18 protein-coding genes are annotated in these 23,157 nt (G+C 73.4%); 7 read left to right on the top strand and 11 right to left on the bottom strand.

The window, feature by feature from the left end:
- Window positions 1–44 precede the first annotated feature (44 nt).
- Window positions 45–1,595 (top strand): GMC family oxidoreductase N-terminal domain-containing protein, encoded by a 1,551-nt coding sequence (locus ABZ624_RS29035; RefSeq protein ID WP_360095164.1) that lies wholly within the window; start codon window positions 45–47, stop codon window positions 1,593–1,595.
- 3 nt (window positions 1,596–1,598) lie between these two features.
- Here ABZ624_RS29035 and ABZ624_RS29030 read toward each other — a convergent pair whose 3' ends face one another.
- The 9 genes from ABZ624_RS29030 to ABZ624_RS28990 all read right to left on the bottom strand — a co-directional run bounded on the left by ABZ624_RS29030 (window position 1,599) and on the right by ABZ624_RS28990 (window position 15,152).
- Window positions 1,599–6,332, bottom strand: a complete 4,734-nt coding sequence (locus ABZ624_RS29030; RefSeq protein ID WP_360095161.1) for a hypothetical protein — start codon at window positions 6,330–6,332, stop codon at window positions 1,599–1,601.
- 50 nt (window positions 6,333–6,382) lie between these two features.
- The gene (locus ABZ624_RS29025; protein ID WP_360095158.1) at window positions 6,383–7,261 is read right to left on the bottom strand and encodes a hypothetical protein; all 879 of its coding nucleotides are present in this window, start codon (window positions 7,259–7,261) and stop codon (window positions 6,383–6,385) included.
- A gap of 31 nt (window positions 7,262–7,292) precedes the next feature.
- Window positions 7,293–8,828: a hypothetical protein gene (locus tag ABZ624_RS29020; protein ID WP_360095155.1), complete on the bottom strand. Its 1,536-nt coding sequence runs from the start codon at window positions 8,826–8,828 to the stop codon at window positions 7,293–7,295.
- A gap of 91 nt (window positions 8,829–8,919) precedes the next feature.
- The gene (locus tag ABZ624_RS29015; RefSeq protein ID WP_360095152.1) at window positions 8,920–9,621 is read right to left on the bottom strand and encodes a GntR family transcriptional regulator; all 702 of its coding nucleotides are present in this window, start codon (window positions 9,619–9,621) and stop codon (window positions 8,920–8,922) included.
- A gap of 9 nt (window positions 9,622–9,630) precedes the next feature.
- Entirely contained in the window at window positions 9,631–10,560 is a 930-nt protein-coding gene (locus ABZ624_RS29010) for an SGNH/GDSL hydrolase family protein (RefSeq protein WP_360095149.1), read from the bottom strand.
- Window positions 10,557–11,732 carry a glycosyltransferase gene (locus ABZ624_RS29005; RefSeq protein WP_360095146.1) on the bottom strand — a complete coding sequence of 392 codons (1,176 nt, stop codon included), beginning with the start codon at window positions 11,730–11,732 and terminating at the stop codon, window positions 10,557–10,559. Before ABZ624_RS29005 ends, ABZ624_RS29010 begins: the two co-directional genes overlap by 4 nt.
- Window positions 11,729–12,856, bottom strand: a complete 1,128-nt coding sequence (locus ABZ624_RS29000; protein WP_360095143.1) for a glycosyltransferase family 1 protein — start codon at window positions 12,854–12,856, stop codon at window positions 11,729–11,731. The genes ABZ624_RS29005 and ABZ624_RS29000 overlap by 4 nt, the downstream gene beginning before the upstream one ends.
- 183 nt (window positions 12,857–13,039) lie before the next feature.
- Window positions 13,040–14,458, bottom strand: coding sequence for a HEAT repeat domain-containing protein (locus ABZ624_RS28995; RefSeq protein ID WP_360095140.1), 1,419 nt, complete (start codon window positions 14,456–14,458; stop codon window positions 13,040–13,042).
- Window positions 14,459–14,759: 301 nt separating this feature from the next.
- On the bottom strand, window positions 14,760–15,152 hold the full coding sequence (locus tag ABZ624_RS28990) for an ankyrin repeat domain-containing protein (RefSeq protein WP_360095137.1): 393 nt from the start codon (window positions 15,150–15,152) through the stop codon (window positions 14,760–14,762).
- Window positions 15,153–15,464: 312 nt separating this feature from the next.
- On the opposite strand from ABZ624_RS28990, the gene ABZ624_RS28985 reads away from it, so the two are divergent.
- Both ABZ624_RS28985 and ABZ624_RS28980 read left to right on the top strand, forming a co-directional pair.
- Window positions 15,465–15,659, top strand: coding sequence for a hypothetical protein (locus ABZ624_RS28985; protein ID WP_031174416.1), 195 nt, complete (start codon window positions 15,465–15,467; stop codon window positions 15,657–15,659).
- Between the two features lie 40 nt (window positions 15,660–15,699).
- On the top strand, window positions 15,700–17,286 hold the full coding sequence (locus ABZ624_RS28980; protein ID WP_360095134.1) for a hypothetical protein: 1,587 nt from the start codon (window positions 15,700–15,702) through the stop codon (window positions 17,284–17,286).
- A gap of 125 nt (window positions 17,287–17,411) precedes the next feature.
- Here the strand turns inward: ABZ624_RS28980 and ABZ624_RS28975 are convergent, their stop codons facing one another.
- The gene (locus ABZ624_RS28975) at window positions 17,412–18,920 is read right to left on the bottom strand and encodes a PLP-dependent aminotransferase family protein (RefSeq protein ID WP_360095131.1); all 1,509 of its coding nucleotides are present in this window, start codon (window positions 18,918–18,920) and stop codon (window positions 17,412–17,414) included.
- A gap of 102 nt (window positions 18,921–19,022) precedes the next feature.
- Here ABZ624_RS28975 and ABZ624_RS28970 point away from each other — a divergent pair, with 102 nt between their 5' ends.
- The 4 genes from ABZ624_RS28970 to ABZ624_RS28955 all read left to right on the top strand — a co-directional run bounded on the left by ABZ624_RS28970 (window position 19,023) and on the right by ABZ624_RS28955 (window position 22,509).
- Window positions 19,023–19,676, top strand: coding sequence for a hypothetical protein (locus ABZ624_RS28970; RefSeq protein WP_360095128.1), 654 nt, complete (start codon window positions 19,023–19,025; stop codon window positions 19,674–19,676).
- Complete coding sequence (locus tag ABZ624_RS28965; protein WP_360095125.1) at window positions 19,673–20,449, top strand: glycerophosphodiester phosphodiesterase; 777 nt, start codon at window positions 19,673–19,675, stop codon at window positions 20,447–20,449. The genes ABZ624_RS28970 and ABZ624_RS28965 overlap by 4 nt, the downstream gene beginning before the upstream one ends.
- Before the next feature lie 57 nt (window positions 20,450–20,506).
- Window positions 20,507–21,856, top strand: coding sequence for an MFS transporter (locus ABZ624_RS28960; protein WP_360095122.1), 1,350 nt, complete (start codon window positions 20,507–20,509; stop codon window positions 21,854–21,856).
- Window positions 21,857–22,134: 278 nt separating this feature from the next.
- Complete coding sequence (locus ABZ624_RS28955) at window positions 22,135–22,509, top strand: RNA polymerase-binding protein RbpA (protein WP_003977404.1); 375 nt, start codon at window positions 22,135–22,137, stop codon at window positions 22,507–22,509.
- A 96-nt stretch (window positions 22,510–22,605) separates the two neighbouring features.
- Here the strand turns inward: ABZ624_RS28955 and fxsA are convergent, their stop codons facing one another.
- Window positions 22,606–23,157 (bottom strand): FxsA family membrane protein, encoded by a 552-nt coding sequence (gene fxsA, locus ABZ624_RS28950; RefSeq protein ID WP_360095119.1) that lies wholly within the window; start codon window positions 23,155–23,157, stop codon window positions 22,606–22,608.

The raw sequence follows: 23,157 nt of genomic DNA, 5'->3' as shown, positions 1-23,157 counted from the left end.
ATTCCGGCTGATTTCGGCTGGGTTCTGGCAGGCAAGGAGGTCATATGAGCATCGTTGAGTTCGACTATGTGGTGGTCGGCGGCGGCACGGCGGGCAACGTGGTGGCGGCGCGGCTCTCCGAGGACCCGTCCGTGACGGTGTGCGTGCTGGAGGCGGGGCCGAGCGACGTCGGCGACGACGACGTCCTCAGGCTGGAGCGCTGGATGGGCCTGCTGGAGTCCGGCTACGACTGGGACTACCCGGTCGAGCCGCAGGCCACCGGCAACAGTTTTATGCGGCACGCGCGGGCGAAGGTGCTGGGCGGCTGCTCGTCGCACAACTCCTGCATCGCCTTCTGGGCGCCGTCGCAGGACCTTGACGACTGGGCGGCCCAGGGCTGTACGGGCTGGAGCGCGGCCGACCTGTTCCCGCTGTACCGGCGGCTGGAGAACAACGACGCGCCCGGCGACCACCACGGCCGCACCGGCCCGGTGCGGCTGCGCACTCTGAAGGGCGGCGACCCGTGCGGCGCGGCCCTGCTGGAGGCGTGCGCACAGGCGGGGATACCCACGGTCCCGTTCAACACCGGGAAGACGGTGGTGCGCGGGGCCAACTGGTTCCAGATCAACTCCGACGAGAACAACGTCCGCCAGTCGTCCTCGGTGGCCTATCTGCACCCGGTCATGGGCAAGCGTCCGAATCTGGACATCCGTACCGGAGTACGCGCCAAGAAGCTGGTGCTGGAGGGCCGGCGGTGCGTGGGCGCCGAGTACCTGGACCCGGACCTGGTGCACACCCGTACGGTACGGGCCCGGCGCGAGGTGATCGTCTCCTGCGGCTCGATCGACTCCCCGAAGCTGCTGATGCTGTCCGGCATCGGCCCGGCCGGGCATCTGCGCGAGGTCGGCGTGGACCTCGTCGTCGACTCCCCCGGCGTCGGCGAGAACCTCCAGGACCACCCCGAGGGCGTGATCATGTGGGAGGCCAAGCAGCCCATGACCACCACGTCGAGCCAGTGGTGGGAGGCGGGCATCTTCTACGACACCGAGCCCGGCCTGGACCGGCCCGACCTGATGTTCCACTACGGCTCGGTCCCGTTCGACATGAACACCGCACGCTGGGGCTACCCCACCTCGGAGAACGCGTTCTGTCTCACGCCCAACGTGACCAAGGCGAAGTCGCGCGGCACGGTGCGGCTGCGCACCCGGGACTACCGGGACAAGCCGAAGGTGGACCCGCGGTACTTCACGCACGAGCACGATGTGCGGGTGATGACCTACGGGCTCAGGCTGGCGCGCAGGATCGCCGCGCAGCCGGCCCTGAGCGGCTGGACGGGAGCCGAGCTGGCACCCGGCCCGGACGTCCGGACCGACGACGAACTCCTGGACTACATCCACAGGACGCACAACACCGTCTACCACCCGTCCTGCACGGTGAAGATGGGCGCCGACGACGATCCCTCGGCCCCGCTCGACGCGCGGTTGCGGGTCAAGGGGGTCGAGGGGCTGCGGGTCGCCGACGGGTCGGTGATGCCGGACCTGATCGCGGTCAACCCGTGCATCACGACGATGATGATCGGCGAGAAGTGCGCGGATCTGATCAGGGAGGACCGCTGACGACTACGCCGGCTTCCTGAACATCCGGGTCGCCGTGATCTCGCTGTGCACCGCTTCTCCGGCCTGGGGCTGCTCGGGCAACCCGGGCCGGAGGTGTTCCTCCACGCTGATGTACTTCAGGCCCGCGCGCAGGTCGGCGTCGTTGCGCAGGCGGATGACGAGCGGGAACTCGGCCAGCGCGGTGGTGTCGAACAGGCCGGTGGTGTAGAGCAGCTGGACGCCCAGCGCGTCGGACACGGCTCGCTGCAGCTCCAGCAGGTAGGTGGCGTTGGCGCGCCCGATGGGATTGTCGAGGAACAGCGTGCCGGCGTGCCGGTGCTTGTCCCTGCCCCGGTCGTTCGACCGCAGCGCGGCCATCGTGCAGTACAACGCGATGGCCGCCGTGAGCAGCTGGCCGCCCGAGAACACGTCGCCCATCTGTCCGACGGGCACCCGCTCTGCGCGCAGTACGGCGTCGGGCTTGAGGATCTCGACCGCCACACCCTTCGGCTGCAGCGCCGCCCCGACACCGCGCAGCAGCAGCGACATGCCGTCGCGACGCAGGTCTGCGTTCTTCTTCACAGCCGCGCGGGTGGCGTCATCGATGACCTCGCCGAGCCGTTCGGTGAGCGTGGCCTGGTCGGGCTCCTCGAAGCGGATGCGCAGGAACTCCTGCCCGGACCACTCCCCCAGGCCTTCCGGGAGGCGGGAGAGCCGCTGGGCGGAGCGCAGCGTCGCGAGGGCGGACTCCACCAGGCCCCGCAGCCGGTCCACGATCGAGTCGCGGTTGCGCTCCAGCTGCGCCAGCTCGTCGGTCAGCACGCGCAGCCGGGGCGCGAAGGCGTCGGCCCACTTCTGCGCGTGCTCGGGCAGCGCGGAGGCGGGCAGCTCGCGGATCTGCTGCCGGGCGGGGGTGCGGACCTGCTCGTAGCGGGTGGAGTTGGCGTGCCGGACGAGTACGTCGCTCGCCTCGCGCACGGCCGCCTCGGCGGCGGACAGGTCGGCGGCGCAGCCGCGCAGCGAGCGGCGGGCCTCGGCGGCGGAGTGCCGGGCCTCCTCCAGGCTGCCCGGATAGGGCTCCGGTTCCTCCTGGTCCTCCTCGGTGGTGTGCTCGCGCAGCAGGTCGCGGAGCATCGCGGCGATCTCGTCGAAGCCGCCGGCCGCGTCCTCGGCGGCCCGGTGGGCCTCCAGCAGCTCGGCGTGCGCCTCGCGGGCCCCGGCCAGCGCCTCGGTACGGGCGGTGAGTTCACCTGCCGCGGTGCGCAGCAGCGCCTGGGCGTGCTCGGCATCGCGCGGGACGAGTTCCTCGGTCAGCTCGGTGTGTGCCTCGCCGTCCTCGGGGGCGTGTCGTTCGGCCTCGCCGCGCAGCCGGCCGAGCTGCTCGCTCGCGCTGGACATGCGGGTCTCCAGGAGCTGCACCAGCTCCTCCGCGCGGGCGGCGGCGGCCTGCCGGGAGGGCCCGTCGGAGCCGTCGGGCGACTGGAGGAGCTGCTCGGCGCGGGTGCGGACCTTGTTGCTGAGCCGGTCGAGTTCGGCGCGGGCGGCGCTCTCGTCGCTCTCCGCGCGGGCCTGCTCGGCGCGCAGGTCGGCGCCGACGCCGACCTTCTCGTACAGCTGGGAGGCCGCCCGGTAGGCCTCGCGGAGGGCGGGCAGGGACGCCTTGGGGGCGTCCGCGTCCTCGACCGGTACGTCGTCGGGGGCGCCGGCGATCTCGGAGCGCTCGGCGCGCAGGGCGCGTGCGGTGCGGCGGGCGTCGTCGGCGGCGCGCTGGGCGGCGCGGCGGTCCTCGTCGGCGGCGCGGGCGCGCTCCAGGCAGGTCTGGGCGCGGGCCTCGGACTCGGTGGCCTCGTCGGCGAGTTCGCGCAGTTTGGCCTGCCAGCCGGCGCGCTCGCGGAGCCGGTAGGCGAGTCCGGCGAGGGCGTCGGCGGCGCGGCGGGCCTTCTGCGCGGCGTCCTGCCGTTCGTCGCGGACGTGTACGGCCTCGGCGGCGGCCTCGTCGGCCTCCGCGCGCAGGGTGCGTGCCTCGGCGAGCTCGGCCTCGCACTCCTCGGCGAACGCACGGGCCTCCTGGGCGGCCTGGGCCAGTTCGGTGAGGCGTCCGGCGGGGCAGCCGGTGCGCCAGGAGGCGAGCCGGGCGGCCAGTTCACGGTCCTTGCCGAGCCGGGCGGCGAGGGTGCGGATCTCCTCGTCGCGCTCGGTGGCCCGCGCGCGCAGCGCCTGGCGTTCCTCGTCGGCGGCGTGCTCGTCGTGCATGGCCGGGTTCGGCGGTACGAGGAAGACGTCACCGGGGGCGGCGCTGTCGGCGGGGGTGGGGGCGAGCAGGGCGGCGGCCGTGCCGACGGCGACGGCGGAGCGCGGCAGCAGGGCGGCGTCGGCGAGCGCCTCGCGGGCACGCGCGTGCGTGTCCGGGTCGGTGATGATCACACCGTCGACCAGTTCCGGGCGGGCGGCGAGCACGCGCGCGTGGTCGGCGGGGTCGACGGCCTGGGCGAGATAGCGCCAGCCGGGCAGCGCCGGGATGCCGTGCTCGCCGAGGAACTCCACCGTGGCCAGGACGTCCGGGCCGGGCGGCAGCAGTCCGCCGTCGCCGAGCGCGCCGAGGATCCGGGAGTCGTCCGCGGCGGCGGTGCGCAGCTCGAAGAGGTGCCGTTCGGCGGTCGACACGGCGGCGTCGAGAAGCTCGCGCAACTCGTCGGCGAAGCGGTCGAGTTCCTCGGGGGTGAGGGGGGTTTCGGGAGCCGGGCGAGGGGCGCCGTTCGGGTCCGCTGCCGTCGGCTCCACGGCGCCGTGCCGCCCGCCCGTGGAACCCACGCCCGCGTCGGTCGCGCCGCCGCGCGTGCCGCGCCGGGCGCCCATCGCGTCGTCGGCCCCTGACCGAGGTCCGGGCACCGCGGCATGCCCGGCCGCGGGCGCACCCGGCAGGCTCAGCAGCTCCGCGAGCCGTTCCTCGGCGGCCAGGGACTCGGCGAGGCGCCGCTCGGCCTCGTAGGCGCGCTCTGCCGCCGTCGCGGCGTCCGCCGCGCGGGCCGCGGTCAGCTCGGCGCGGGACTCGGCGGAGGCCGCCTCGCGCGCGTGCTCGGTGACCTTGCGGGCGGCCTCGCGGGCCGCGTCCCAGGCGGCGACGGCACTCTTCTCGGCGTCGCTGGCGGCGAGTGCCGCGCGGGCCGGGTCGGCGTCCGGCGCGCTGTCGTCGAGCCAGCCGGCGCGCACGGCCTCGGCGGTCTCCTGCTCGACCTCGGTGAGGCGCTGGCGCAGATGCCCGGCCTCGCTGCGGGCGCGCTGTGCCTCGGTCGCGGCGGTGGTGGAGTCGCGGTAGGCGGAGTCGCCGGTCTCCTGGAGCGCGGCGGAGCGCTCCTCCTCCTCGTTGGCGAGGGCCTCGGCGTTCTCGGCGGCCGCGTGCAGGGCCCGTACGAGGTCCACGGCGGCCTTGGCACGGGCGGCGAGCGCGGGCGCGGCGTCCCGCTCGGCCTCCTGGATGGCGGCGGACACGCGCGCGACACGGTCGGCGGCGGCCCGGTGGCGCAGCACGGCCTCGGCGGCCTGCCAGGCGGAGTGCAGGGTGCGCGCGTCGGCCAGCTCGCGCTTCTGTGCGGCGGCGGACTTCTCGGCCGCGGCGAGCGCCAGGGAGGCGTGCCGGTAGGCGAGTTCGGCGGCGATCAGGGCGCTGCGCTCCCGTGCGCCCTCGGAATGTGTGACGGCGTACGCGGCGGCCGTGACCCGCTGGGCGAGGTCGGCGGCCCGTACCCGCTCCCGCACGCCCCGGGCGGACAGCCGCCGGGCGAGGGTGCGGGTACGGCGCTCGGCGCCGGCGTGGATGTCACGCGCGCGTGCGCGGGCGTCGGCGGCCTCGACGATCCGCCCGAGCAGGTCGACCGACCCGGCGGTGAAGTCGCGTTCGGCGATCAGCTCGGCGCGCCGGCCCAGCTTGTTGCCGAAGCCACTGACGAGGTCGGCGAGGCCGTCGGTGTCCCGGGTGTCGGTGACGGCGCGCAGCAGCAGGTCGGTGAAGTCGGAGTCCTTCTTCACCGCGAAGAGGCCGGCCGCCTCGCCCTCGTCGGCGTTCATCTCCCGCTGGTAGCGGAAGAGTTCGGGGTCGAGGCCGAGGTCGCCGAGGTGCTCGATCCAGCGGTCGTGGATCTCCTCCCAGTGCGCCTCCAGGTGCGGGTAGGCCTTGCCGGCCTCCATGAGGGCGTCACGGAAGCCCTTCATGGTCCGGCGGCGTCCCTGCGCGCCCGAGGTGCCCTCGACGGGGGGCCGTACGGCGGTGGACTCGGCGACGGGCAGGTTGTCCAGGCTGAGCCCCGGCCCGGGCCGGAACGAGTACCAGGCCTCGGCGAACTTGCGCGGGTCGTTGGACACCTGCCGTCCGCGCCACTCACTCACCTTGCCGACGACGACGCACTCGCCGGTCTGCACATGCTGCCATTCCAGCGCCACATGGCCGCAGTCGTCGGCGAGCAGGAACTTGCGCAGCACACCGGAGCTGGCGCCGCCGAGGGTGTTGCGGTGGCCCGGCAGCATCACCGAGAAGATCAGCTTGAGCAGCACGGACTTGCCGCCGCCGTTCTCCAGGAAGAGCACGCCCGCGGGCGCGGGCCGGCGCGGCGGGCCGGACGGCTCCTCCTCGAAGAACTCCGCCTGCGCGGGCGCCGGGTCGGGCACGGGCTCGCCGACTCCCCGCAGGTCAAGCACGGTGTCGGCATAGCGGGCACCGGCGGGACCGATGGAGTAGAGGCGGACCCGGGACAGCTCGTACATGGCGGACTCTCGTCGTAAGTCTTGGGAAAACGTGCGGTGGTTCTACGGGTTCAGGAGTGGAACGGCAGCCCGGCGTCGGCCACCAGCTCCAGATCCTCGGTGTCCTCGGCGGGCAGCAGGCTGGCCGTGCCGTCGGTCACCGGTACGACGCCCAGCTCGAGCAGTTCGGCCATGGCGGCGCTGCCGGCCAGGTCGCGGACCTGGAGCTGGTAGCGGGCCGTGGTGCGGTAGGTGCCGCCGCTGTCGTCGCCGGTGCGTTGCAGAAAGCCCGAGTCGGTGAGGAAGGCCAGGGCCTTGGCCACCATGCCGGTGGTGGAGGCGGCCGGCCGGCGGGCGTCCTTGGTGGCACCGGTGGCGCTGCGTCTGGCCCAGATCCGCCAGGCGGCCTCCAGTCCGGGCGCGTCGGTCGCCGGGTCGGTGTTCTCGCCCAGTTCCTCGGCACGCTCCTCCAGGCGCCGGCAGGCCTGCCGTACGAAGGCGTCGACGCCGTTGACGGTGACGCGGCCGATGTAGGTGTCGTCGGCCAGGTCCTCCGGGCGCGGGAAGGCCAGCGCGGCGGCGGCGAGATGGGCGAGTCCGTGCAGGAAGCGGTCGCCGGAGTCGGCGGCGGTGCGACGCGCGTAGTCCCCCATGCGGACGGCGAACACCGAGTCCTCGGCGGCCGTCACGGCCATTCCCGCGCGCGGCGACACCTCCAGCACGACGAGCCCCAGACCTGCGGCGACGGCGTCGGCGAGCCGCGCGAACGCCGGGTCCTCGCGGTAGCGGCGCAGCAGCTCCGTGTACTCCTGGTCCCGCGCGGGCTGCAGCTTGGGCTGCAGCCCGAAGGCGACGAGCCGCGCCGCGTCGGCGGCGTCGGCGGGGGTGACGGCGGAACCGGCCGGCGCGGCGGCAGGCTCGGGCTCACTCCGGTCGACGTGCTCGGTCACGGCTTGGGCTCCTTGTCGCGTTGGTGCTCACTCATGCTGCTTCCGTCCGGTCCGCGGCCATCCCCGCCGCGTCCAGCAGGGCGGTCCCCACGATGAGGTCGGCACCGCCGAACTCCGGGTCGTCGAGCTCGGTGCCGTCGTCCACGGCGAACAGCAGCTTCTCCTCGCCCTGCCGGTAGGCCGTGCCCACGGCCGGACTCGCCGCGTGGACCGCCAGCAGGGCGACCAGGTAGGCCAGATCCGGGTCGTCCGGGTGCCGGCTCCGGGCCTCGGCCAGCAGTCCGGACAGCCTGCGCGGTGCGTCGGCCGGAAGATCCAGCAGCTCCATGGCGGCAGCGAGTTGTTCCTCACTGAAGCGGCTGTCGTCCGGCGTGGCGATCAGGTCGGGCTCGGGCATCTCCGCGCCGAGGTGCTCCCGCTCGACGGGCGGCGTCAGCAGGATCTCGACGAGGTCGGCCACCCGCACGGACACCGGCGTCCGCAGCCCCGTGCCGTTCGCGAAGAACGCGTCCGTGACCCGGATCGCCTGCTCCAGGGGCAACGGCAGGACGGGCGCGACGAGATGGCCGTACAGGTCTATTCCCGAGGTCGTCGCCGGCGTGGCGAAGGCCTGCCGGTCCTGCTCGGCGCGGAACAGCGGGCCCGCCTCCAGCAACCGCGACTGGAGCTGGGTGTGCCGCCGGATGCAGTCCTTGACGATGTCGACCAGCTCGGCGGCGCGGCGCTTGTGCTCGGGCTCCTCGGTCTCGTCGCGGGCCTTGCGGATGTTGGTGAGGATGGCGTTCTCGTGGCGGTAGCGCTCGGCCACGTGGTCCAGGGCCTCGGCGATCATGTCGGGCACGGCGCCCAGCCAGTCGACCGCGCGGACGTTGCGCCGGGTGGCCTCCAGGGCCCGGCGGAGGGTCTCCGAGTACTGCACCGTGCGGTATCGGGCCTGCTCGGCGGCGAGCTGGGCGTCGGCGAGCCGGCCGCGGTTGATCAGCACCTCCAGCTTGACCTCGGCGGCGATCTGGGCGCTGGTGACGTCGGTGTCCAGGGCGCCGACCAGGACGTTGACCGCCTCGTCGGTGGTGCGCAGATAGACCGTGCCGCCGGGGCCGGGGACCTCCTCGATCAGCTTGAAGTCGTAGTCCCTGCGGACGTACGCACCGTCCGGCGCGAAGGTGCCGTACACGGCGCGGAAGCCGCGGTCGACACTGCCGACGTTGATCAGGTTCTCCAGGACCCAGCGGGCCACGCGCTCGTGCTCGGCGGCCGGTCGGCGCGGGGCCTGGGCGGCGATGCGCGGGACGAGCCGGGCCACGATCTGCTCGTGGTCGGCGCCGGTGTCGAAGTCCATGTTGAGCGTGACCAGGTCGATGGCGGCGAGGGCCACCTCGGCCATGCCGTACACCGAGTACTCACCGGCCAGGTTGGCCTTGCGCGCGTCGAGGTCGTGCAGCGGCGCGGTGCAGGCGAGCGCGCGCAGCCGACGCGCCAGCCCCTCGTCGGCGGCCGGGCCCGGTGCCGGGCGCGGCCCCGCGCTGAGCTGGGGCGGAACGCTGTCCGTCGATGCAGGCGAAGTCACGGTGCACAGACTAGGTCCTTGGTCTGACATCGACCCAAACGAGCGGCTCCGCCGGATTGGCCTACAGGGCCATGGGGTGTTGTGCCCTCACCTACGGGGTGCTGTCGGCCCCCACTCGTCGCCGGTACACCTCCACCACCCGGTCCAGCGAGTCCGCGAGGTAGGTCTCCAGCAGCCGCTCGGCCTCGCGCTTGTCGCCGCTCCGGAGCGCCTGCAGGATCTGGTGGTTGCGGGCGAGGTAGGGCTCGTGCAGCCGGCGCGGGTCGTCGACGACGTGGAAGGCGAGCCGCAGCTCGGCGAAGACGCTGCGCATCAGTTCGTCGGTGCGTTCGCTGCCGGCCAGGGCCACCAGTTCCCGGTGGAAGTGGATGTTGGCGGTTCCCAGCGCCTTCCAGTCGTTCCCGGCGGACGCCGCCTCGCCCTCGGCGACCGCCGCGGCCACGCCGTCCAGCCGGTACGGCGGCTCGCCGAGCCCGCGGACGACGGCGCACTCGACCAGGGAGCGCGTGCGGTAGATGTCCTCGACGTCCTCGACGGTCAGGACCCGCACGAACACCCCGCGGTTGAGTTCGTGGACCAGCAGTCGCTCGTGCGTGAGCAGCCGGAAAGCCTCGCGCAGGGTGTTGCGGGAGACGCCGAGCGCCCCGCCGATACCGTCCTCCGACAGCCGCGTGCCGGGCGGGAAGTAGCCGTCGGCGATACGGCTGCGGAGGATGTCCGAGACCCGCTCCGCCGTGCTCGTACGCCCCAGGAGCGCCCGGTCGTCGGCCAGTGCCGTCAGCTGCTCTGCCATGCCCGGAATTCAATCGCACACACCGGAACGAAACAACGCGGGTATCGAAGGATTGTTCAACGATCCATTCCTGAGTGTCCCGACGGCCGCGCAAGCCTCGACGGTGTCCCGTGTCAGGGCGGCCAGGGCCGCGGTCGCCGCGGCGGAGGCGCGCAGATCGAGGTGGGCGCTGGTGCCGCGGGCCCGGTGCCGGAGTTCGTCTGCCGCCAGGCGCAGCAGCTGGGGCAGCAGGTCCTTGCAGCGCCGGGCCACCCAGGCGGTGCCGGCCGTGGCCAGCCACAGCAGGCTCGCCGTCCGGGTCGGCCCGGGGGACTCCGGCACGGGGGACGGCGGTTGTCCCGTCGCCCGGCCCGTCTCGGTGAGCAGCGCGTGGAAGCGCACGGCGAGCTGCCGGTGCCCGCGTTCGCCCGGGTGCAGCCGGTCCGCGCTCCACAGGGTCCGGTCGGTGATCCAGGCACCGTCCGCGGCGTGCAGGTGGACGGCCCCGTAGCGTTCGGACAGCGCGTGGACGACCGTGTTGACGGCCCGTTGCCGGCGGGCCAGCGGACGGGCCAGGGCGCCCGGCAGGCCCAGCATCGCGCCGGGGTCGGGCAGGCAGGCGGTGAGGACGGTGGCGCCCTCGCGGGTGAAGGTCGCGTAGACCTCGTCGAGGTGGGCGGCCACCGTCCGGATGTCGAAGGTGCGGCGCAGCGTGTCGTTGACGCCGATCACCACCGACACCAGGTCGGGGCTGAGTTCCCGGGCGGCCGGGGTCTGCCGTTCCCGCACGTCCCGGGTCTGTGCGCCGCTGACCGCGAGGTTGGTGAACGCGACGGCGTGGGGGCTCTCGGCGAGGGAGGGGGCCAGCAGCGCGGCCCAGCCCCGCCAGCCGTCCCCGGCCGGGTCGCCCACGCCCTCGGTCAGCGAGTCCCCGAGGGCGACGAAGCGGAGGGGTCTCATGCCGCGCCCTCCGGTACGCCGCGACGGACGCCGTCGGGGCGGAGCACCTCCGCGTCGTGCGCCGCCAGGAACGCCTCCACGGCCGCCCCCCACCCGAAGCACTCCGCACGCGCGCGTGCCGCTTCGCGCCGGGCGTGCTCGCCCCGGTCCAGGAGCAGTTCCACCGCGTCCGCGAACGCCTCGCCCCGGTCGGCCGCGGTCACCCCGGCGGACCCGATGACCTCGGGCAGCGCGGACGACGCGCTCGCCACGACGGGCGTGCCGCACGCCATGGCCTCCAGCGCGGCGAGCCCGAACGTCTCGGCCGGACCGGGCGCAAGAGCGACGTCCGCGGTCGCCTGGAGGGCGCCGAGCACGGCCCGGTCGGAGACGTGCCCGAGGAACGTCACGGGCAGCCCGTGCTCCCGCGCGCGCTGCTCAAGACGGGCCCTGAGCGGCCCGTCCCCGGCCACCACGAGCACTGCCCGCCGCCCGCGTCGTATCAGCGCCTCCAGGGCGTCCAGCGCGGTTCCCGGGCGCTTCTCGACCGACAGCCGGGAGCACATCACGAGCAGCGCCTCGCCCCCGCGCGCGTGCAGGGTGCGCAGGCCCGGGTCGCGCAGGGCGGGGCGGCGTTCCGTCAGGTCGACACCGAGGGGGGCGCGTACGACGTTGCGCGCGCCGATGCGCACGAACTCGCGCTCGGCGAACTCAGTGGTGCACACCACCCGCGAGTAGACGTGCGCGGTACGGGTGTTGAGGGCGTCGGCCGCCCGACGGGAGAGGTTCTCGGACAGGCCCCAGGTGCGCAGTACGCCGTCGGCGGTCTCGTGGGAGACCATCACAGCGGGCACGCGCGCGCGGCGGGCCCAGCGTCCGGTCCAGCGCAGGGTCGTACGGTCGGAGACCTCCAGGCGGTCCGGGCCGAGCTCCTCCAGCAGGGCGGCCACGCGCCGCTTGTCGGTGAGGACGCGGTAGCCGCCGGTGCCGGGCAGCAGCGGGCCGGGCAGGGTGATGACCCGGCCCTGCTGGGTGTCGCGGTCGGTGTGCCGCTCGCCGGGCACGATCAGCACGGGTTCGTGGCCCGCCGCCCGGAAGCCCCTGCCCAGTTCGCGCAGGGCGGTGCGCAGGCCGCCGGAGGCCGGGGCGACGAAGTTGGCGAGCCGGACGATACGCAGGGACTGGCCGGTCATGCCGCCACCACCGCCCTGCGTGCCGCGAGGACATCGTCGTAGTGGGCGATCAGCTGGTCGCCGACGGCGGCCCAGGTACGACCCTCGACCAGGGTGCGCGCGGCGGCGCCGAACGCGCTACGCCGCGCCGGGTCGGCGGCCAGTGCGCGAACGGCCCGCGTCACGGCGCCTGCGTCGCACGGCGGGACGAGGAGTCCGGTGCGGCCGTGGGCGACCAGGTCCAGCGGGCCGCCGGCGGCGGGTGCGACGACCGGGACGCCGCTGGCCATGGCCTCCTGGACGGTCTGGCAGAACGTCTCGAAGGGGCCGGTGTGCACGAACAGGTCCAGCGAGGCGAAGATCCGCGCAAGGTCGTGGCCGGTGCGGCGGCCGAGGAACACGGCGCCGGGCAGGGCCTCAGTGAGGTGCGCGTGGCTCGGCCCGTCGCCCACGACCACGACCTTGACGCCCTCCAGGCCGCAGGCGCCGGCGAGGAGCTCGACCTGCTTCTCCGGGGCGAGCCGGCCGACGTAGCCGATGATCAGCTCGCCGCCGGGGGCGAGTTCGCGGCGCAGCGCCTCGTCACGGTGCTCTGGCCGGAAACGTACGGTGTCCACGCCGCGCGGCCACAGCCGGACCCGGGGCACGCCGTGCGCCTCCAGATCGCCGAGGGCGGCGCTGGAGGGGGCCAGGGTGCGGTCGGCGGCGGCGTGCACGGAGCGGATCCGCCGCCAGGCGGCCGCCTCGCCGGCGCCCATGTAGGTGCGGGCGTATCCGGCCAGGTCGGTCTGGTAGATGGCGACGGCGGGGATGCCGAGCCGGGCGGCGGCGGCCATGCCGCGCACCCCGAGGACGAAGGGGCTGGCGAGATGCACCAGGTCGGCGCGGTGCTCGGCGAGCGCCGCGGCGAGCCGCCGGCTGGGCAGGGCGACCCGGACCTGGGGGTAGCCGGGGAGCGGGAGGGAGGGGGTCCGGACGACCGGGCACGGGGCGTCCGTGTCCGGTCCGCTGCCCGGAGCGGGGGCGGGGGCGACGACGAGCGGATGGTGACCGCGCTCTACGAGGTGCCGGGCGGTCTGGAGCGCGCAGTGGGCCACGCCGTTCACATCGGGGGGAAAGGATTCGGTCACGATGACGACACGCATACGGGTGTTGTCGCCGCGCCGGACGTGGCAGCGTCGACTTCGATCTTTCCGCCCGGGGAACGTCCCATGAGCGTTGGGCTGCACACCCGAGCAGGTCAGACGGCCGTCATGACCGCCTGACCTGCGGGACACCCGGTGTTCACCCGGCGGGCGGCTGTCCGCCCGGGCCGGGTGTGCGCGGGGTCAGCCGAGGGCGGCGTCGGGCCCGAAGCGGCTGCGTACCGCCGTCTGTACTTCCGCCTCCTCGGCCGGGTCGGCGGCCAGGCGGCGCAGGCGCTCCACCACGCGGGCGTCACCGGTCTCGGCGTGCCGGGCGGCGAGTTCGCGGGTGGTCTCCTCGCAGTCCCACAGGCATTCGACGGCGAAGCCGGTGGCGAAGGAGGGGTCGGTGGCGGCCAGGGCGCGGGCGGCCCGGCCGCGGAGATGGGAGGACGCCGTCTCGCGGTAGACATGGCGCAGGACGGGGGCCGCGCAGGCGATGCCGAGACGTCCGGCACCGTCGACGAGGGTCCACAGGGTCGGTGCGTCGGGGCCCTCGCCGCGTACGGCCTCACGGAGGGCGCCGAGGACGAGGTCGCGGTCCTGGACGCCGCCGCGGCAGGCGAGCATGCGTCCGGCGGCGGCCCCGAGCACGTCGGGACGCTGGGCCCAGCGGCGCGCGCGGTCGACGGCGGCGACACTGCGCATCCGTTCGAAGGCGTCCACGGCGGCCTCCACGACGACGCTCGTGCCGTCGGTGACCGCGGCCTCGATCAGGTCGAGCGCGTCCGGGTCGTTGCTGTCGGCGAGATAGCGCAGGGCGGTGCAGCGGGCCCCGTCGATGCCGTTCCGGGCGGCCTGGACGATCTCCGGCCGGTCCTCGGGGCCTGCCACGGCCACCAAGCAGCGAGCGGCCGGCACATGGAGGGCGGCGCCCCGCTCGATGCCCTGCTGGGCCCACTCGAAGACGGCACGCACGCTCCAGCCGGGCCGCGGCCCGCTGGGGCTCATCTGGCGTTGCCAGCGGTCGAAACAGCCGGTCTCCTGTGCGGCACGCACGCGTGTGGCGATCGATTCGCGCGGATCCTCGGCCCACAGCCGCCAGGGCCTCGGCTCGAAGGCGTCGCGTACGGCGGTGGCCAGCTCGGCCTCGCCCTCGGGATCGGCAGGGAAGCGGGCCAGGACGGGCGCGGCGAGGGCACGCAGGCCGGCGTCGTCGTCCCTGAGGGCCAGCTCGTCCAGCGCCCAGGCCCAGCTCGAGCCGTGGGCGGCGTACCGGCGCAACAGCGAGAGCGCGTCGCGCCTGCCGTAGGAGGCGAGGTGCCCGAGGACCGCGAGGGCGAGGCCGGTGCGGGACTCGTCGGTGTCGAGGACGTCCTCGGGGCCGAAGAGGTGCGCCTCGATGGCATCCAGCTCACCGTTCAGATCGAGGTAGAGCCGGGCGTAGTAGAGGGAGCGGTTCTCCACCTGCCAGTCGTGGCGTGGATCGCGCAGCACGCACTGGTTCAGCGCCGCGAGCGCTTCGGCGCGCGGGGCGGTGAGCGCGTGCAGCGTGCCGTCGCCGCGGCCCCGCTGGAGCAGGCCGAGCAGCGTACCGCTGGGCGCTATGACCGGATCGAACATGGGAAACAGCCTCACATCAAGCGTCGACGCAACCGGGGAACACGCACTACCTGGCCGCGTGACACAACGTCGGAGCGCCCGCCGTCTCTTGCTTGCTGAAGACCATCTCTCTCTGCCTCTCGTCTGTGGCCCATGCGGACCGCATCACGGCCCGCGCGGTGCGGCAACACCTGCCCAGCCATCGCGTCCGTGAGTCACGTCGTCATGATGACCCGGCCGTTCGCGCTGCCGCGACCGTATTTCCGGCGGCCCTTTACCGCCTCCCCCGTTTTCTGTGTCGTACCTGGTCAGGACATGCGCGTCAGCGCGCGCCGAACAGCTCCAGGAGGTCCGTCTTGCCGAACATCCGGGCGGTGTCGACGGCCGACGGCGTCCCCGCCGCGGGGTCGGCCCCGCCCTCCAGAAGAGCCTTGATCACTTCGGTCTCGCCCTTGAAGACAGCACCCGCGAGCGGGGTCTGGCCTCGGTCGTTGACCTGGTCGGCCGCGCCGCCCCGGACGAGCAGCGCGCGGACCGCGTCGGCGTGGCCGTGGTAGGCGGCGAGCATCACCAGGGAGTCGCCGCGGTCGTTGGTGAGGTTGGCCGGAACGCCGGCGTCGACGTACGCCGCGAGCGCCTCGGTCTGCCCCTGCCGGGCCAGATCGAAGATCTTGGTCGCCAGCTCCACGACCTCGGGGTCGGGGGCTTCACTCATCGGCGGGACCGCCTCTCCTCAAAACTTCGGGGACTGCAGGGAGCGTACGGCAGCGAGCGGAACACGGCCGTACGAGTGAATCGCCAGCGTACTGGCTTCCGCGGCACATGACCCGATGTGCCGGAGGTAAAGATCAGCAACAGACCCCACCGCAGGCGACGGGCCTGGTCAAACCGGGTCAGGGCGACTCCGCCGCGTGGGCGAAATCAGCCAGATTTCACCCAGTTGCACCTTTAATCGTATGGATACATGCTGTGATCCTGGAAGAACTCATGGTGACTGTCCCCCACCCTCGACACCAGGAGGCCCGAAATGATCCTCTCCCTGTCCGGCGTGTTCCTGCTCGGCGTCGTCGTGTTCCTCTTCTTCCGCAAGGACGGACTGAAGGGCTCGCACGCCACCGTCTCGGCTCTGTTCGGCTTCTACCTGTCGAGCACGGCCATCGCCCCGAGCATCAAGGCCGGCGGCGAGAGCCTGGCCAGCCTCCTCGGCGGCCTCAAGTTCTGATCCTGTCCGCCCCACCCGCACGCACGACCAGGAGTCAGCAGTGGCCCGGCGCCCTCTCCCCCGCATTCTGAGCAAGGACAGCGCCCAGATCGCCCGGATGCAGCTCGCCCGGAGCCGGGAGCTGGCCCGGACCGCGGCCGACAGCGCCACCGACGTCCTCCACCCGCTGATCACCGTCACGCGCGGGCTGCGCCGGCTGGCCTCGGCCGGGCGGCGCAGATGGGCGGACACACCGAAGGACAAACGCGGGCAGTTGCTGTTCCTGGTGGCCTCCGTGGCCCTGGTCGTGGTGCTGGCGCCGTACGGGCCGCTGCTCGCCGTCATCACCCTGATGTCCGCGGCGGCCTGGCAGGGCCGCGACCGCACCCCGCCGGCCCCGGAAGGGCCCGACGAGTCCCAGACCGAACGGCTCCAGTCGCTCTACGACGCCCTGGTGCCGTACTTCTCCAGCCCCGAGGACCCGGCGCCGCTGTACACGCACGGCGGGGAGTGGGGGAAGGCGTTCCCCGCCCACGAGTTCGACGACTCCGGGCGCGTCGGTCATCTCGTGATCCGCTACCCCGCCTACTTCCCGGACGGCGAGCACGACGCCCGCGCGCGGATCGAGCAGCTGCTCACCGCGAAGGCCGGGCGGGGCCGCGAATACCACTTCACATGGGACGAGGAGGGCAACCAGCTCACCGTCACCGTCCTTCCCCCGCTGCCCGCCGACATCCCGGCCCAGCACTTCGTCACCGCGCCGGGCGAGACCGTCCTCGGCTTCACCGATCCGAGCGAGGTCCAGCGCACACTTCCCCTCTCCTACGGAGAGGAACAGATCGACGTCCCACCGGTCGTCTGGCGCACCGGCGTGCGCTCCACCGAGCCGCATCTGCTGGCCATGGGGCACCCCGGCAGCGGGACCTCGACCCTGCTGCGCTCGATCGCCCTGCAGGCCCTTCGGTACGGGGACGTCCTGATCGTGGACGGCGGCGGCACCGGCGAGTACGCGTGTCTGACCGGCCGGGACGGTGTGCTGGCGGTGGAGTGCGCGCTGCCCGGGGCGCTGGCGAGCCTGGAGTGGGCCGCGCAGGAGACCGAGCGGCGGCTCATCGCCGTCAACCTGGCCCGGCAGGAGGGCGACCCGCCGCCGGCCGACGCCCGGCGCCCGCTGTGGATCATGCTGGACCGCCCGTCGGTCTTCACCCACCTCGCCGGGGCGGACGGCCGCAAGGACCCGCAGACGCTGCTCCAGGTGCCGCTGCGGCACGGCCGGGCGGCGAACGTGACCGTCGTGGTGGCCGAGCAGTTCGACAGCGCGGAGGCGTTGAGCGAGGCGGTACGGCAGCACACACGCGCGCGTGTCGTGCTCGGGCCTGCGGCGCCTCGGCAGGTGGAGGCGGTGCTGGGGGCTCCGCCGCACACCACGCCGGTGGGGCATGTGCCGCCGGGGCGGGGATATGCGCGGCTGGGCGTGGGACCGGTGCATCGGCTTCAGGTGCCGCGTACGCCGGACCCGTACGACGACGCCACCAGCGACGCCGACCGGCAGGCGGTGCTGGAGTTGCTGCCCGCGCGGGCCACTGCCGTGGGGGCCGAGCCGACGGATCTCACGAAGCCGGCGGTGACCGCGGAGGCAGCGGGGTAGCGCCGTTCGGGTTCGGGCCGCCCCCCGGGTGCGGGCGCGTCGTGGCCGCCGCGCACCTGCGGCCGGGCCACCACGCGCCCCGAGCCCGTAGGCGCACGCGCCCCGAGCCCGTAGGCGCACTCGGCCTAAGCCACGAACGTACGTGGTGCCTCCGTACCCCCCGCGCCCCCGTTCTCCACCAACCGTGCCGCCGCCGCCAGCCGGACCGCCGCCTCCTCCGCCACCGCTCCTGCGACGGTGAACGGAAGCCGCACATAGCCCTCGAAGGCGCCGTCCACGCCGAAGCGGGGGCCGGAGGGAACGCGGACCCCGGTCCGCTCACCCGCTTCGGCGAGCCGGGAGCCCGACAGGCCGCCGGCGCGGACCCACAGGGTCAGACCGCCCTGGGGCACGTTGAACTCCCACTCGGGCAGTTCCCGGCGGAGCGCCGTCACCAGCGCGTCCCGGTTCTCCCGGGCCTGGGCCCGGCGCAGCTCCACCGCCTGCTCCCAACCCCCCGTGCTGAACAGCCAGTTGACGGCGAGCTGTTCGAGTACGGGCGTGCCCAGGTCGGCGTAGGCCCGCGCGGCGACCAGGCTGCGGATGACGTCCGGAGCCGCCCGCACCCAGCCGATGCGCATCCCCGCCCAGAACGCCTTGCTGGCCGAGCCGACCGTGATCACGGTCGAGCCGGCCGGGTCGAAGGCGCAGACCCGGCGCGGCATCCCGCCGCCCGCGAACTCCTCGTCCAGCCACAGCTCGGTCATCGTCTCGTCGGCGACGAGCACCGTACCGGCCGAACGCGCCGCGTCCACCAGCCGGCGCCGCTGGTCCTCGTCGGCGAGCGCCCCCGTGGGGTTGTGGAAGTCGGCGACGACATAGGCGAGCCGGGGCGCGGCCTCGCGCAGGACCTGGCGCCAGCGGTCCACGTCCCAGCCGGACAGTCCCTCGGCCATCGCGACGGGGACCAGACGGGCGCCGGCCTCGCGCATCAGCTGCAGGATGTTGGCGTAGGACGGGGACTCGACCGCGATGCGTTCACCGCGGCCCGCGAAGAGGTGGCAGATCGCGTCGATGGCGCCCATCGCGCCGGTCGTCACCATGATCTGCTCGGGCATGGTGGGGATCCCGCACGCGGTGTACCGCTCGGCGATCATCGCGCGCAGCGCGGGCAGTCCGGCCGGGTAGTCGCCGTGCGTGTGGGCGTAGGGCGGCAGTTCCTCCAGGGCGCCCTGCACGGCGCGGGTGAGCCACGGTTCCGGTGCCGGCAGCGAGGCGCAACCGAGGTCGATCACCGAGCCCAGGGCCTCGGGCGGCAGGGGTTCCAGGCCGCGGGCGGGCAGCGGGTTGCCCGCCGGTACGGCCGTCCAGCTGCCGGCGCCCCGCCGGGACTCCAGGAAGCCCTCGGTGCGCAGCGCCTCGTACGCGGCGGCGACCGTCGTACGGCTCACGGACAGGGCGAGAGCGAGTTCGCGTTCGGCGGGGAGGCGGGCGGCGACGGGCACGCGTCCTTCGAGGACCAGCAGCCGGATGCCGTCGGCGAGGGCGCGGTAGGCGGGCGGACGGCGGCTGCCGGGGCCGGCCGGGCGGTCCTGCTGGGAGTTGAGGAGCCGGGCGAGCTGCGCGGCCCCCATCGCAGAGGTCCACTGCGCCATGTAGATCAGTCCACCTTCCCCGAATTGGCCATGGAAGCGAATTCTTCCCAAGCCACAGAGTGACATGCGTCAGGCCACCGCCACCACCCAGGGGGGTATCTCATGCCCACTCGGCACCGTCTCGGACGACGATTGGTCCAGCTGTACGCCGGGCTCGCGCTCTACGGCGCGAGTGCCGCGCTGCTCCTGCGGGCGGGCCTGGGCATGGAACCCTGGGGCGTACTGCACCAGGGGCTCGCGAAGCTGACCGGGCTGACCATCGGGGTGGTGTCGATCATCGTGGGAGCGGCGGTGCTGCTGCTGTGGATCCCGCTGCGGCAGCGCCCGGGGCTGGGCACGGTCTCCAACGTCTTCGCCGTCGGCCTCGCGATGGACGGCACGCTCGCGCTCGTCCCGGACGCGCGGTCCCTGGCCGTACGCGTCCTGCTGCTGCCGGCGGGGATCGTGCTGAACGGTGTGGCGACCGGCCTCTACATCTCGGCGCGCTTCGGACCCGGCCCGCGCGACGGGCTGATGACGGGGCTCCACCGGCGCACCGGCCGCTCGATCCGGCTGATGCGGACGGGAATCGAGGTGGTGGTCGTGGTCACCGGGTTCCTGCTGGGCGGCACCGTCGGGGTCGGCACCGTGCTGTACGCCGTGTCCATCGGCCCGCTGGCGCAGCTGTTCCTGCGGGTGTTCGCCGTCCCGGCGGCATCGGGCGGCAGCACGGTGGTTGCCGCCGCGACACCGGAGCAGGTCATACTGCGGCCGTGAGCCTCACGACACCGCCGATACGCCACCCGTACCTCGACCACCCGGGCCCGATCGCCTTCGCCCACCGGGGCGGGGCCGCCGACGGGCTGGAGAACACCGTGGCGCAGTTCCGGCGCGCGGTGGAGCTGGGCTACCGGTACATCGAGACCGACGTGCACGCCACGGCCGACGGCCGGCTCGTCGCCTTCCACGACTCCACGCTGGACCGGGTCACCGACGGCGCGGGCCGCATCGCGGACCTGCCGTGGGAGGACGTGCGGCACGCGCGCGTGGGCGGACGGGAACCGGTGCCGCTGTTCGAGGAGTTGCTGGAGACCTTCCCGGAGGTCCGCTGGAACGTCGACGTCAAGGCGGAGCCCGCCCTGCGCCCCCTGCTGCAGCTGATCGAGCGCACGGACGCCTGGGAGCGGGTCTGTGTGGGCTCGTTCTCCGAGGCCCGGGTGCTGCGCGCCCAGCGGCTGGCCGGGCCACGGCTGGCCACCTCGTTCGGTACCCGCGGGGTGCTGAGTCTGCGGCTGCGCTCATGGGGGCTGCCGGCCGCCGTGCGCCGGTCCGCCGTCGCCGCGCAGGTGCCCGAGGCCCAGTCGGGCGTCCCGGTGGTCGACCACCGCTTCGTCCGCGCCGCGCACGCGCGCGGGCTGCAGGTGCATGTGTGGACGGTCAACGAACCGGAGCGCATGCACCGGCTCCTGGACCTGGGAGTCGATGGCATCATGACCGATCACATCGACACGTTGCGCAAGGTCATGGAGGACCGCGGCGTCTGGGTCTGACGACCCGGCCGCCGGGACCCGAGCCTTCGCGGCTCAAGCGGGGAAGCGAGGGCACGGGTGGCAACCGACACCGTGCGGACACAGGCGCCGGACGAGACCGCCGGCCTGCGGCGCGAGCAGCGCGGATGGTACTTCTACGACTGGGCCTGCTCGGTCTATTCGACGAGCGTGGTGACGGTCTTCCTCGGGCCCTACCTCACCGCGGTCGCCGAGCGGGCCGCGGACGCCGACGGCTATGTGCATCCGCTCGGCGTCCCGGTCCGGGCGGGCTCCTTCTTCGCCTACTCGGTGTCCCTGTCGGTGATCCTGGCGGTCGTGGTGATGCCGCTCGTGGGCAGCCTGGCCGACCGTACGGGCCGTAAGAAGCCGCTGCTCGCGGCGGCGGCGTACACCGGGGCGGCCGCGACGACGGGCATGTTCTTCCTGGACGGCGACCGGTATCTGCTCGGCGGGGTGCTGCTGCTGGTGGCCAACGCGGCGCAGTCCGTCGGGATGATGCTCTACAACTCCTATCTGCCGCAGATCGCCCCGCCCGAGGAACGCGACGCGGTCTCCTCACGCGGCTGGGCCTTCGGGTACGCGGCGGGCTCGACGGTCCTCGTCGCCGATCTGGTCCTGTACTCGGCGCACGACTCCTTCGGCCTGACCGAGACGGCCGCCGTCCGCGTGTGCCTGGCCTCGGCGGGCCTGTGGTGGGGCGCCTTCACGCTCGTACCGCTGCGCAGACTGCGCGACCGGCAGCACGCGCGCGTGGAGCACACCACGGCGCCCGGGCTCAGGCAGCTCGCGGCAACGGTCCGGGACATGCGCCGGCACCCGCTGACGCTCGCCTTCCTGCTGGCGTACCTCGTCTACAACGACGGCATCCAGACGGTGATCTCCCAGGCCTCCGTCTACGGCTCGCAGGAACTGGGACTGGGCCAGTCGACGCTCATCGTCGCGGTGCTGCTGGTGCAGGTGCTGGCGGTGGCCGGGGCGCTGGCGATGGGGCGGCTGGCACGGACGTACGGTGCCCAGCGGACGATCCTGGGCTCGCTGGTGGCCTGGACGGTCACGCTGGCGGCCGGTTACTTCCTGCCTGCGAAGGCTCCGGTGTTCTTCTTCGTGCTGGCGGCCGGGATCGGGCTGGTCCTCGGCGGCAGCCAGGCGCTGTCCCGGTCGCTGTTCTCGCATCTCGTGCCGCCCGGCAAGGAGGCCGAGTACTTCTCGGCGTACGAGGTGAGCGACCGCGGGCTGAGCTGGCTGGGGCCGCTGCTGTTCGGCCTGACCTACCAGCTGACCGGAAGCTATCGGTCCGCGATCGTCTCGCTGGTGGCCTTCTTCGTCGCCGGATTCGCCCTGCTGGCGCGGGTGCCGGTGCGCCGGGCCATCAGCGAGGCGGGCAACCCGGTTCCGGAGAGGATTTAGCTTCGATTTAGCGCTCAACACAAAAGGGCGGTAGTGTACGCCTTTGGCCTGCCAGGCGTACCGTTACTGCGCGTCAAAGATGCTGAAACGCTGGGTGACATCTGCTTGCAGATGTGACAAACCGGGCGCCGGTGGGTACAACAAGGGGCGGCTACGACGGCGACGCATGACCCGGAACGGGACCCGGAACGGGAATCTTTACCGCCGACCGGACGTTGACCGGATGACGACGACAGCGACACCTGTCCTGTGGGCGACAAGCCCGGGAGGCACGATTCATGAGTGAGCGAGCTCTTCGCGGTACGCGCCTCGTGGTGACCAGCTACGAGACGGACCGCGGTATCGACCTGGCTCCGCGCCAGGCCGTGGAGTACGCATGTGAGAAGGGGCATCGTTTCGAGATGCCCTTCTCGGTCGAGGCGGAGATCCCGCCGGAGTGGGAGTGCAAGGTCTGCGGGGCCCAGGCACTTCTGGTGGACGGCGACGGCCCTGAGGAGAAGAAGGCCAAGCCCGCGCGTACCCACTGGGACATGCTGATGGAGCGGCGCACCCGCGAGGAGCTCGAAGAGGTCCTCGAGGAGCGCCTGGCGGTTCTGCGCTCGGGGGCGATGAACATCGCGGTTCATCCCCGGGACAGCCGTAAGTCGGCCTAGTCCTCAGGGGCTGGGCGGAGACACAGCGCACACGAAGACCGCGGGCGCCGTACGCATCGTACGGCGCCCGCGGTTTTGGTCTTTCCGCCGGCCGGCTCAGCGTGACAGCGGCGGCCACTGCTGCTCCGGCCCGGGCCGGTCCTCCCTGATGACCTCGCCCTGCACCACCTTGCCGTCGGGCCGGTGCATGCGGACCTGCTGGAAGGCGTCGCCGAAACTGCCCGGTGCGGCCGTGCGCAGCCTCTTGTCCAGGGCGTTCTCGGCGTACCGGCTCACGGCCTTCTGCACCGGCGCCAGCAGCAGGAGCAGGCCGGCCACATCGGAGACCAGGCCGGGGATCATCAGCAGCAGGCCGCCGAGCATCATCAGGCCGTTGCCGCCGTGCTCCGGCGAACCACCGTGCTGCAACGCCTCGTTGAGACTCTGAAAGGCACGGCGGCCCGCCCGCTTGATGACCACGGAGCCGGCCACGAGGCCCGCGACGAGCAGCAGGAACACGGCAAGCCCGCCGGCCGCGCCCGCGACCACGGTCAGCAGCCAGATCTCCAGCACCAGCCAGGCGGCGACCCCGAGCGGCAGGTACCTGCGCAGCCGGGAGCGCCGGGGCCGGGTGGTGGTGTACGGAGAGGTCGGAGCGCCAGTCGTCAT

This window comes from Streptomyces sp. NPDC007205 (genome assembly GCF_040634095.1).
In the GTDB taxonomy this organism is placed as follows: Bacteria; Actinomycetota; Actinomycetes; order Streptomycetales; family Streptomycetaceae; genus Streptomyces.
Note: the sequence above shows the minus strand (reverse complement) of the source record. Positions and strands in the feature narration are given on the sequence as shown.